The organism is Rhodoferax ferrireducens (assembly GCF_031458075.1).
GTDB classification, from domain to species: domain Bacteria; phylum Pseudomonadota; class Gammaproteobacteria; order Burkholderiales; family Burkholderiaceae_C; genus Rhodoferax_B; species Rhodoferax_B ferrireducens_A.
In genome coordinates, this window is sequence record NZ_JAVDXT010000011.1 from 1 (window position 1) to 10,981 (window position 10,981).

A 10,981-nucleotide genomic window follows, 5' to 3' on the forward strand; every position below is an offset into this window, starting at 1 on the left:
GCAGGGCTCTGGACGGGACGCACGGACCTGGGCAGCCTCCCCTCCTCGCTCCCGTTTCCCACGGGAAACGCGGCCCCTCCTCCTTCGGTCTGGTCAAGCTGCAGGGCTCTGGACGGGGTGCACGGACCTGGGCGGCCTCCCCTCCTGATAAGCCGGTATTAGTGGCTGTGTCAGGCCACCGGGACGATCAGAGGAGCATGTCGCGGTGACCTGTCCGGGGGACAGGTCATGAGGCCGGTAGGTGCCGGCCCGGTAGGGCTGACCATCGGCCTAAGCCGATGGTCACTCCGTAGCCCGGCCGAAAGCATGCGACGAACTACAAACCTATGTTGCGTATTGGCGATTGATCTCCATTTCCCATGGGAAACGGTTCCTGGGTCTTGCTTTGGAACTGTTCCTATGGTATAGTTATTTGTCTGTCGAAAACTTGATAGACACGGTTTCGCCGATGATGCAGCGTTGGCGGCGCCGGCAACTCGCACACTAGGACAACTCCATGAAAACAATTGTTTGCGCGATTCAAAAGGGAGGGCAGGGCAAGTCGATGCTCAGCACTCACCTCGCATTCCTGGCTGCCGAGCAGGGCCGCTCGGTGGTTGCTGTGGATCTGGACGGGCAGGGTACGCTGACGCGCAACCTGTTCGATGGCGAGATCGACCGCGACGCTTCGCCGACGCTTTCTCTGTTTTCTGGCTCCATACGGCGGCCGACCACGCTCGAACTCCCCTTCAGCCTGAAGGGTAGCGTGAGCGTGATGACCGGCGATCGCCGTCTGGTACAGATCGACGAAACCCCCAAGATCGGCGCCGAGGCTCTGCGTGATCGACTCGGGGAATGCGCTGCAGGCGCTGACCTGGTAGTGCTAGACCCACCTCCCACGCTGGGTAAACGACTACGCGCCGCGTTGATCGCTGCTGACTTTGTGGTGATGCCTTTCGTTCCGGCACGTGAGAGCGTGGACGGCCTGGGCGACTTGATGGACACCATCGAAGAAGTCAAGCGTGATTACAACCCCGGCCTGCAGGTGATCGGCCTGCTGGCCAACAAGGTTAATAGCCGCAGTAGCTTTGACCGCCGGATCTTGGACGACCTGCAGGATGCGGCACCCGACATGCTGCTGCCGATGATGATCCATGAGCGCACTAGCGTTTCGGGCGCGATGGCTATCTCGCGTCCTGTGTGGTTAGGCGCGACGGGCGAGAGCCGCCAAAAGGCTGGAGCCGAGGTCCGCAAAGCCTGCATGCATATCCTACAAACTGTTTTCAAGCGCTGAGGGCCGCAATATGACAAACGCACTGAAAAACTCCATTGCCCGATTGGGCAATAAGCTCGACGAGCACAAGAAGGACGCCGTGCCGATGAAGGCGGCGCTGGACAGCCTGGTGCCCTACGCACGGCAGGCGCGGACCGAGTTCAACGAGGAATCGCTGCAGGAGTTGGCAGAGTCGATCAAGGAAATCGGCGTGGTCGAACCGTTGTTGGTTCGCCCGATGGGCACCGGCAAGTTCGAGATCATCGCGGGCGAACGGCGCTGGCGTGCTGGTCGCATCGCCGGGCTGGCCGAGGTGCCCGTCCTGGTGCGGCCAATGGACGACAGCACCGCCGACAAGGTTCACCTGGCCGAGAACATCCACCGCGAGAACCTGAGCACGCTGGACCTTGCGCAGCGCGTTCAGCGCGACCTGGATGCGGCGGGCGGTAACCTGGCGACCGTAGCGGCGAAGTACAACAAGGGCAAGCCGTGGGTGTCCAAGCTGTCGGCCATCGCGCAGGGTGGCGACTCGATGACCGTATTGGTGGAGGAGGGCGTGACGGCTGACCGGGCTGTGCTGGCGAGCGTTTCATCGCTCGAACGTAAGTCTCCTGAGCGCGCCAAGGTGTTGGGCGAACTGCTCAAAGCGGCGCCGGAGAAGTCCAATAAGCGCGCGATCACTGAGCAGTTCATGAAGGATGGACGTGCTGCTGGGACCACGGCCAAGGCCGACAAGTCGGCACCGAACGTTGCAGCCAAGCAGGACGACAAGCGTATGGTCATAGCCGAGCAGGAACCGACATGGCGCTTGAAAGAGGGTGTCGAGCGCGATCTTGGCGAGGCGCTCATTGTTGTCGAGCTGTCGCCCGTGTCTTCATTTGCGGCCGAGTTTGCCGAATTGTCGAAGAAGTTCGGCCAGGCTAGGCTGGCGGTGTCGGTACGCCACCCGGAAAAAGGCTATGCCATCGTCCAGTTCGGCAATGGCAGCACCCATCGGCGCGTGTACCAGGCTGATGAGCTGCGACTGCTGTCGGTTCACTGAGTTGAAACAAGGGTATGAAGGAACTAAATGAGTAGAACTGACCTTCAAGAACCACGCGTGGTACGCGCGCTCCCGGAAGACCTGGAACGCGTACTTGCGAGCCTGCCCCGGACGAACGATCGCACAAAGGAATGGATGCGGGCCTACTTCGTCGATGGCAAGAGCACGGTCGAGATTGCGCGCGCCTACGGTGTCGAGCCGCAGCACGTCGGCAACAAGGTCCGCGCGGTGCGCGCTAAGCTCAATGATCAGGCGTCGCCGCTGACCTATGTTCAGGTGACGCTCTCGCTGCCGATGGCGCTCGGGCAGGAGCTGCAGAGCCTGGCCTACGAACTGGGCGCGCGCGCATCGCGCGAGCTAGCAGAGGCGACCTGGCAGCCTGTGCTGCGAACCGTGACGGCCGCGCGTAAGAAATTGGAGGACGTAAAGTAATGCAAGGACCATACAGCCCCACAAAGGTGAACGCCCGGATAGCAGCCGGGCGTTCTGTGCTCACTAGGACAGTGGTTGACCGCAATGAATCGCGGCTGCACAAATGCATTTTAGTTGGCGTTCGTTCTGGCAGCAAGCCGCTTGGCATTGCGCACCTGGCGGGAAAGGCACGTTGATGAGCAAGCCATTCAATGAAGCTGAGTACAGGAAGCGCCTGATAGACCGGGGAACTGATCCTGATACAGCCACGGATATCGCTTCGAAGACTGCAGCCAGCCACAACCTGCAGCTCCAGAAAGAGCGTGAGGAAGTGCCAGCGTGGAACGCGAATCCCAGACGTGGATCTGTCGCTGTCGGTAAGCTAGTGTCTCGCAGCGATTTGCCTGCCGCACCAGCCGGTGCACCATCCACTAAAGCGGCACTTGCGAACACGGCGTCGGAAGCGCCACCCAAGTCAGCGACACTAAAGCGCCGTGTCAAGCCTTCAGCAGCGCCTAAGGAGGTAGCGACCAGCATCGCCAAAAAGGCCGCAGGGTCGAAGGGCAAGCAGAAGGGTACGGTGCCTGTACCTGACACAGCCTTTAACAACCGCCAGCTCAGCCTGTTTCAGTCGTTCCTGGCCAACGATGACGCACAGCGCGACATTTTGTCCAATGCGATCGATCTTTGGGACAGCATTCCGCGGTATTCGGTGTCGCGGCGCCGGCAAGACGAACTTCGCCAGCCTGGAGGTTACCTTCCTATCCGCAAGGCTACATTTCAGTACCGGGGCATTTCGCTAACTGCCGTGGTTCGACCTGCACGCTTAGAGCTACGGAACGAACAAGGCAAACCCACCGGGGAAACAGTCGAGTATTACCCCAGTGCCCGAGAAGAACTCATCGAGCACGCATTGCGACGGTTGGCCACCGAGCAGCCCTCGGGCTTCTTCGACGAGTCACAACCGCGCAGCGGTCTCTACTTCACCCTGTATCGTCTACGGCAAGAATTGGCCGCACAGGGCCATTCCATGACCCATCGCGACCTGGCCGAAGGGTTGGACATTCTTTCCCTTGGAGGTCTCGATATCGAGACAGAAGGCGACCACGACGCTCTCGGCGTGCGTAAGTTCGGGCGTTCTACCTTCATTGCCAATCTCGCGGGAGTGAAACGGGAAGATCTGGACCTCAACCCGAATGCACGGTGGTATGTCGAGTTCCATCCGTTCGTGACAGCCAGCATCGACAAGATCGCTTACAGGCAATTTAATTACCACCGTTGGATGCAATGCCGTGGCCAACTGGGGCGCTGGCTTATCAGTCAATTGGTGCTCAAGTACACGCAGGCAGCACAGGCAACCTCTTTCACCATGAAATACTCGACCATCAAGCGCGACAGCGGCCTGCTTGATGGCTATAAGCTTCCACGACAGGCCGTCGCAGCCCTTGACGAGGCCTGGGAAGAGCTGAAGGAACGGGAAGTGCTTGCCTCTTATACGAAGGCGGAGGAGCGTGGAGCGCGCGCTAAACTCATAGACGTAAGCTACACGCTTCTTCCCACCCGGACATTCTCGACGGAGCAGCGCGCTGCGAACAAGCGGCAGCTCGACGCCAAGGCTGCGATAGTCCCCCATCAAGAAACTTTGCTGTGACGGTATCGGGTTGTATGGGTGACGGGTCGCGCGGACCCTCGACATTTGTTAATGAGGTGAAAACCTTGTTTCTATAGGTATCGGGTTGTCGAAGTGACGGGTCGCGGATTTTTTCAGGTTGTTGCGGTGACGGGACGTGGATTTTTTCAGGTTGTTGAGGTGACGGATTTCAGGGTGTTGGACTGACGGTAGACCTCTCGTCAGGTTGTTCGAGTGACGGATATATGAGGTCAACAGGTTGTTTGGGTGACGGGTTTCTAGAGAAGCAGGTTGTTTGAGTGACGTATGAAGCGCTTTCCGGGTTGTCTGGCTTACGGGTCATGCCAAGGCGCCATCATTCCGGGCTGTCTAGCTGACGGGTGAAGGGGGTTCACCGGGCTATTTGGGTGACGGGTCAGGTTGTTTGGGTGACGGGTTGTTTTCATAAGTGTTTGATTTTTAAAGAGAAAACACTATATTTCTGACGCCTATCCTTCTTATCCTTTTCTTTATCCTTCTCTTATTCCTGGCCTGAGCTTGTTAAAGACAAATGCAGCTCTCATTTTTTGGCCAAAAACTGCGTTTCGCGGAGTAACAACAAAAAGTGCGGCCCTTCGGGCCGAGAAATAGACCCCTGCGCAACCCTACGGGCTGCTGGTGGTCATTGACGGCGCTACGCGCCTAATAAGTGACCCCGCAAGCGGGGTAGGGCAGGGCCCCATGGGCTTCGCCCCGTCATCGGCTTAGGCCGATGCCTCCCCAATACGAGAAAAATGTGCCCGCGAAAGCGGGCAAGCACCAGTTCGCGGGGGCTACCGCCCCCCTGTCCGTCTCCGGCTTCGCCTGCGACGCGAACTCGACCCCCCGGAGGAGGGCTTTGCCCTCCCCCCGCCTAAAGGCGGTACCCCCCTCCCAACTTCCTGCCAACAAAAAAAGAAGAACGTTCTGTTTCAAAGTAAGGGGCCTCACTACGATCCCCAAAATACGGACCGTTAGAGATCAAAGGTTTGTAGTTCGTCGCATGCTTTCGGCCGGGCTACGGAGTGCCCATCGGCTTAGGCCGATGGGCAGCCCTACCGGGCCGGCTCCTACCGGCCTCATGACCTGTCCCCCGGACAGGTCACCGCGACATGCTCCTCTGATCGACCCGGTGGCCCGACACACCCACAAATACCGGCTTATCAGGAGGGGAGGCCGCCCAGGTCCGTGCGTCCAGCTCAGCGCCCTGCAGCTCGACCAGGCCGAAGGTAAATACACCCGTTATTGGTTACTTTCCGTTTCACTTTAACTATACTATAGGAACAGTTCCAATGGTATACTTGTCCCCATGGTGATGCAGAAACATCGCCATGCAGGATGAACCAGAGATAGCAGCTCTGCCACCTGCCATTCAACCTCACTAGGAGTATTTCATGACGAAGCAAGCGCGGACGTTTCCCGTGGGAAACGAGGTGTCTCGTGGTTGATCGGCGAACCATTCATATCAAACGCACGGCTGTTGCTGGTTCCAGTTCGACGCAGGTGTTTAGCGATGAAAGCCTTGGTATTCAAGTGTTCCAGCGTGGCGGTCCTGCTGGCGCTGTGTTCGAAATGGCGTTTTCAGGAATGCGCGGAAAGCCTGATTACCACTATCGATTCAAGTCAGCCGGTGAAGCTCAAACCTACCGGGACAAGTGGGTCAACGGTAAGCGCGACAGCTACGACGCGAAGCAAGTTCGCGTAAATCAACGTCGGGAAGCATTGCGCAACGCCGGCAAGCACCTGCAGGTTGGCGATGTGTTGGTTGCGAGCTGGGGTTATGAACAGACAAATTATGACTACTACCAGGTCATACGGGTATTTGGTACACGCTCTGTGGAGCTCCGCGAGTTGGCTCAACAGGCCAGTTACTCAGGTCAGTCTATGACCGGCGAGTGTGTTCCCGTGACTGGCAAGTTCATCGGCGAACCGATGACCAAGCGCGTCGGCGTGGACGGCAGCGTGAAGGTTCGCAGCTGGGGTGTGTGGGCCACGAAGAAAGAATCGCTATTGGTAGGTGGAGTGACGGTATTCAAGCCTGATCACTACTCCGACTACGCTTGATAAGAGAGGACGCACCATCATGACGATCGTTCGAGAAATTCGACACTTCCATATGGCGTGCGGCCTCGGTGGCGGCGCCAAGGGCTTCAACAAGGCCACACCCCGCGCAGGCGGGCTGGTGGGGCACATGCGTTGTCTCGGTGGCGTGGACGTGGATGCGGCGGCGCTTCGTGACTTCGAGCGCGCAGCCGGTGTGAAGGGCACGGTACTGGATCTGTTCAACCGTGAGCAATACATCACTTTTCACGGCAGGGAGCCACCGTCTGACTGGCGCGAGGCGACGCCCGCGGATCTGCGTAAAGCAGCGGGCAACGAACGACCACATGTCATATTTGCTAGTTACCCGTGCAAAGGCAATTCCGGCTTACTGTCGGAAACTCTGAGCCGTACCGGCAAATACCAAGCACTCAACAGCCTTGCGCTGCGTGGCACTTGGTTAATGCTGGAAGCGTGGGGCGACGATCCGCCCGAGTTGATCCTGTTCGAAAACGTCCCGCGCATCGTGCAGCGCTCGCGAGCGCTGCTGGACCAGATTGGCGCGCTGCTTCGCAGCTACGGCTACGCGGTCGCCGAGACGACGCACGACTGCGGCGAGATCGGCGGGCTGGCGCAGTCGCGCAAGCGCTTCCTCATGGTCGCTCGCCACATGGAGAAGGTGCCGCCCTTCCTGTACGAGCCGGACAAGAAGCGCCTCCGCGCGGTGGGCGACGTGCTCGGCCGCATGCCGCTGCCTGGTGATCCCGCCGGCGGGCCGATGCACCGAATCCCTCGCTTGCAGTGGAAAACGTGGGTGCGCCTGGCCTTTGTCCAGGCCGGCGCTGACTGGCGCAGCCTTCAGAACCTCGCTGTGGTGGACGGCATGCTGCGCGATTACCTCATCGTCCCGGATGACGCCGAGGCCTGGAGCGAGGCGAACAGCACCATCACCGGGGACGCGCGTGCGAACACCGGGGCTTTCTCGGTCGCCGATCCGCGCTTTGAGCAAAGCGCCAAGTGGCGAGACGGGCAGGCATTCGGCGTTCATGCATGGGGCGACTCGACGGGGGCCATTGCTGGCCAGCAGAACCCGGGGCAGGGCGCCTACAGCGTGGCCGATCCCCGCCACACCGGGCCGGCCAAGCACTCGAACGAGTTCCGCATCGTGCAGTGGGACCGCGCCAGCGGCGCCGTGACCAGTGCACACGGCACCGGCCAGGCCGTCGCCGATCCGCGCAGCTCGACCTCGTTCGGCGGCAATGGCAAGTACATCGTGACGCCGTTCGACCGATCCGCCAAAACGGTGATCGGCGGCAGCACGACGGGGCAGGGCGCATTTGCGGTGGCAGATCCGCGCGTCCTGGGCCGCCGGCCTGGCGATGCCTACGTGAACGGCGGGCACTATGGCGTGGTCGGCTGGAACCAGCACACCGGCGCCGTGAGTGCCGCTGGTGGCCACGACAACGGCCGCTGGAGCGTGGCCGATCCCCGCCTGTTGCCGGCACCGGCCTACAAGCTGGTGGCTGTGATCTGCGCGCTCGATGGCACCTGGCATCGGCCGTTCACGACCTTGGAGCTGGCCGCGCTGCAGAGCTTGGTCGATCCCGAAGAACAGCTCGAACTCGACGGCTTGAGCGATCAGGACTGGCGCGAACGCATTGGCAATGCAGTGCCGCCGGATGCGGCCGAGGCCGTGGCCGAGGTGATGGGCACCACGCTTTTACTGGCCTGGTCAGGCGAGAGCTTAATGTTGTCTGCCTCGCCGATATGGGTTCGCCCGATCGCTGTTGCGCTGTCTGTGGACCAGGGCGCTGGCCAGCGCGGTTTGGCCGCCTGATCAATTCACAGCGCTGATTTTTCAGCGGCCAGTATGCCCAGCATGCCGCCCCGTCCGTCCTGGATTCGCGGCTTGAATGTGCCTTTGCTGCCGTCTGGAAACATAACGTTCATTTGCGCCATGGATATTACCGGTGGGTGTGGCATCAAGCAGTTGCTGTCCATGCCACCACCCAGGTCGTTATGTACAGCACCCAGAACGAACGGGATGCGAATAACGGGCGGTTGGTAGGACTCGGCCATCGTCGGGGTATCAATTCCGGCGAGGTGGACGATCAGAGTGAAGGAGCGCGGGAGATTCATGGCATGGACCGGGATTAGAAAACCTCAGCATATGTAGAGCGCAGAACAATTTGGACCCCAATTTTCCAAGCCGAATTTGCCCACTATCTGTATCATATAACGTATCATATCGATATGATATGCGTATCGATTGATACGCTCAAATTCAAAGGACACCGTGATGGCACGAGAAGGAATTACCTACGAACAGGTCAAAGCCGCCGCCGAGGAGCTTGTCGGCGAGGGGCGCGAGCCCAGCATCCGTGCCGTTCGCGAGCGTCTTCGCGGAACCGGAAGTCCGAACACTATTCACCGTCACCTGACGAAATGGCGTGACTCGCGCCCCGACGCTCCGGCTGCGACGACTGACCTGCCGGCCTCAATCCTGCGCGAGATCAACGGCGAGATCCAACGCGCCGCATCCGCCGCGCGTGCTGAAGTCGAGGCTCAGCTCGCCCAGGCCATGACCGAGGCCGCTGACTTGGCTGCATCTGGCGAAGCGCTCGAAGCCGAGCGCGACGCCCTGGCCGAGCAGGTCGCCGCGTTGACCAGCGAACGCGACGTGCTCGCGGGCAAGGCCGCCGAGCAACGCACGCTGCTGGACCAGCAGGCGAAGGATCTGCGCGCCGAACAACAGAGTCGCATTGCTGCTGAGAAGGAGCTTGCCGCAGTCTCCGCTGCCCGTGATGGTCTGGCCGAGCGCTTGAAAGAGCTGCAGGGCCGCGAGCAAACCGCGCTGCGTGAAGTCACCGAATTGCGTGCGCGCGCTGATACGAGCGCCGATGTTGCGCGTACTGCTGCGGGTGATGTTGCGCGCCTGCAGGAGGCCTTGAGCCGCGTCACCGACGAAGCCATCCGATTGCGCTCTGAGACGTTGGATCTGCGCAGCCAGCTCAACGCCTACAGCGTCCAGAACGCCAACCTGAGCGGCCTGCTGGGCCGTGAAGCGCCACTGGCTGCGCCTGCGCCGACACGCACCACCAAGAAGGGCAGTTGAACATGGCTCGCTCGCGTTCCAATACGGCTGATTTGCCTGCCCCTGGCGCCGCTCGCTTGCTCGCGCCGCTTGACTTCTCCGAGGCCTCACTGTCGGCTATGAAGTGGCTTGCCTTGGTCTTGATGGTCGTCGATCATTCGAACAAGTACCTGTTTGAAGGGGCCGTGGCATGGATGTTCGCGCTGGGGCGGATTAGCATGCCGCTTTTTGCCGTCGTGCTGGGCATCAACCTTGCTCGCCCCGGCATGTTGGCTAACGGCGGCTATCGCCGCCTTGCGCAGCGCCTCGCGGCCTTTGGCCTGCTTGCGACTGTGCCCTTCATCGCTATCAACAAGCTGCCCTCTGGTTGGTGGCCGCTGAACATGATGTTCACGATGCTGGTTGCCGTGGTATCGGTGTGGCTTTTCGACATGCGCCGGCAAGGTGCCACGATCGCCGCTTGCCTAGTGTTGGCTTGGGGTGGGGCGTTGGGTGAATACTGGTGGCCAGCTATCGGCCTGAGCTTGTGTGTATGGGCTTACCAGCGTCAACCTTCGCGAGCGTTAATAGCGAGCTTTATGACCTGCCTCACGCTGTTGTGGTTTGTGAATGGCAATTTGTGGGCGTTAGCGGTTTTGCCCGTGTTGTTCGCCCTGCGGTGGTGGCCTGTCATGCTGCCGCGCGCGCAGTGGGTGTTCTATGCGTTCTATCCGCTGCACCTTGCCGTGTTCTGGCTGGTTCTAACGGTTAAAAGCTGAGCAAGGCTGTCTATTTCTTTCTCGTCGCCCTACCGCATGTTGTTCGGGTTGAGATTGTTGCGTGGGTGGCTTGGACCCGTGTATTGACCACGTGAAGTCTTGGGCGTCCCCCGGCTGTCGCCGGGTCGGCGTTCTGCAGGTTCACGCTTTCGCGCTCATCCCTTCGGGACTGCCCTGCGGGCAGCCTTTCGCATGCCTGACGCCTTCGCTACGGCCTCAAGGCCTTCGCTGCGCGCTACCGCTTGCGAGCGTTTCCCGTGGGAAACGCTGACCAGGTAGACGATGCGGGGCGATACCCCTGAACTTCATTCAGTGCCGAGCTGTGGCGTTGAAAGGTTTGTAGTTTGTCGCATGCTTTCGGCCGGGCTACGGAGTGCCCATCGGCTTAGGCCGATGGGCAGCCCTACCGGGCTGGCTCCTACCGGCCTCATGACCTGTCCCCCGGACAGGTCACCGCGACATGCTCCTCTGATCGACCCGGTGGCCCGACACACCCACAAATACCGGCTTATCAGGAGGGGAGGCCGCCCAGGTCCGTGCGTCCAGCTCAGCGCCCTGCAGCTCGACCAGGCCGAAGGTAAATACACCCGTTATTGGTTACTTTCCGTTTCACTTTAACTATACTATAGGAACAGTTCCAATGGTATACTTGTCCCCATGGTGATGCAGAAACATCGCCATGCAGGATGAACCAGAGATAGCAGCTCTGCCACCTGCCATTCAACCTCACTAGGAG

At 60.1% G+C, this 10,981-nt stretch carries 9 protein-coding genes; 8 read left to right on the top strand and 1 reads right to left on the bottom strand.

The genetic code is table 11. The annotated features are described in order from the left end of the window. Positions 1 to 496: 496 nt before the first annotated feature. The 6 genes from J2X19_RS25790 (at position 497) to J2X19_RS25815 (ending at position 8,230) form a co-directional block, all read left to right on the top strand. Positions 497 to 1,273, top strand: coding sequence for a ParA family protein (locus J2X19_RS25790; RefSeq protein ID WP_310377303.1), 777 nt, complete (start codon positions 497 to 499; stop codon positions 1,271 to 1,273). Between the two features lie 10 nt (positions 1,274 to 1,283). Continuing rightward, the gene (locus J2X19_RS25795; RefSeq protein ID WP_310377304.1) at positions 1,284 to 2,294 is read left to right on the top strand and encodes a ParB/RepB/Spo0J family partition protein; all 1,011 of its coding nucleotides are present in this window, start codon (positions 1,284 to 1,286) and stop codon (positions 2,292 to 2,294) included. Between the two features lie 27 nt (positions 2,295 to 2,321). After that, complete coding sequence (locus J2X19_RS25800) at positions 2,322 to 2,726, top strand: sigma-70 RNA polymerase sigma factor region 4 domain-containing protein (RefSeq protein WP_310377306.1); 405 nt, start codon at positions 2,322 to 2,324, stop codon at positions 2,724 to 2,726. A 175-nt stretch (positions 2,727 to 2,901) separates the two neighbouring features. Continuing rightward, a complete protein-coding gene (locus J2X19_RS25805) occupies positions 2,902 to 4,356 on the top strand; it encodes a hypothetical protein (protein WP_310377308.1) in 1,455 nt (484 codons plus the stop codon). 1,437 nt (positions 4,357 to 5,793) lie between these two features. Then, positions 5,794 to 6,417: a hypothetical protein gene (locus J2X19_RS25810; protein ID WP_310377310.1), complete on the top strand. Its 624-nt coding sequence runs from the start codon at positions 5,794 to 5,796 to the stop codon at positions 6,415 to 6,417. A gap of 19 nt (positions 6,418 to 6,436) precedes the next feature. After that, on the top strand, positions 6,437 to 8,230 hold the full coding sequence (locus tag J2X19_RS25815) for a DNA cytosine methyltransferase (protein ID WP_310377312.1): 1,794 nt from the start codon (positions 6,437 to 6,439) through the stop codon (positions 8,228 to 8,230). A gap of 5 nt (positions 8,231 to 8,235) precedes the next feature. On the opposite strand, the gene J2X19_RS25820 is transcribed toward J2X19_RS25815, so the two are convergent. Further along, entirely contained in the window at positions 8,236 to 8,532 is a 297-nt protein-coding gene (locus J2X19_RS25820; protein WP_310377315.1) for a hypothetical protein, read from the bottom strand. A 160-nt stretch (positions 8,533 to 8,692) separates the two neighbouring features. On the opposite strand from J2X19_RS25820, the gene J2X19_RS25825 reads away from it, so the two are divergent. Together J2X19_RS25825 and J2X19_RS25830 are read left to right on the top strand one after the other, a co-directional pair. After that, on the top strand, positions 8,693 to 9,508 hold the full coding sequence (locus tag J2X19_RS25825) for a DNA-binding protein (RefSeq protein WP_310377317.1): 816 nt from the start codon (positions 8,693 to 8,695) through the stop codon (positions 9,506 to 9,508). 2 nt (positions 9,509 to 9,510) lie between these two features. Next, positions 9,511 to 10,245: a TraX family protein gene (locus J2X19_RS25830; RefSeq protein WP_310377319.1), complete on the top strand. Its 735-nt coding sequence runs from the start codon at positions 9,511 to 9,513 to the stop codon at positions 10,243 to 10,245. The last annotated feature ends 736 nt before the right edge of the window (positions 10,246 to 10,981 follow it).

Excerpts from the sequence above, each read along its gene's own strand:
- J2X19_RS25830 (WP_310377319.1), top strand. The coding sequence starts at position 9,511 with ATGGCTCGCTCGCGTTCCAATACGGCTGATTTGCCTGCCCCTGGCGCC.
- J2X19_RS25825 (WP_310377317.1), top strand. The coding sequence starts at position 8,693 with ATGGCACGAGAAGGAATTACCTACGAACAGGTCAAAGCCGCCGCCGAG.
- J2X19_RS25820 (WP_310377315.1), bottom strand. The coding sequence starts at position 8,532 with ATGAATCTCCCGCGCTCCTTCACTCTGATCGTCCACCTCGCCGGAATT.
- J2X19_RS25815 (WP_310377312.1), top strand. The coding sequence starts at position 6,437 with ATGACGATCGTTCGAGAAATTCGACACTTCCATATGGCGTGCGGCCTC.
- J2X19_RS25795 (WP_310377304.1), top strand. The coding sequence starts at position 1,284 with ATGACAAACGCACTGAAAAACTCCATTGCCCGATTGGGCAATAAGCTC.
- J2X19_RS25805 (WP_310377308.1), top strand. The coding sequence starts at position 2,902 with ATGAGCAAGCCATTCAATGAAGCTGAGTACAGGAAGCGCCTGATAGAC.
- J2X19_RS25790 (WP_310377303.1), top strand. The coding sequence starts at position 497 with ATGAAAACAATTGTTTGCGCGATTCAAAAGGGAGGGCAGGGCAAGTCG.
- J2X19_RS25800 (WP_310377306.1), top strand. The coding sequence starts at position 2,322 with ATGAGTAGAACTGACCTTCAAGAACCACGCGTGGTACGCGCGCTCCCG.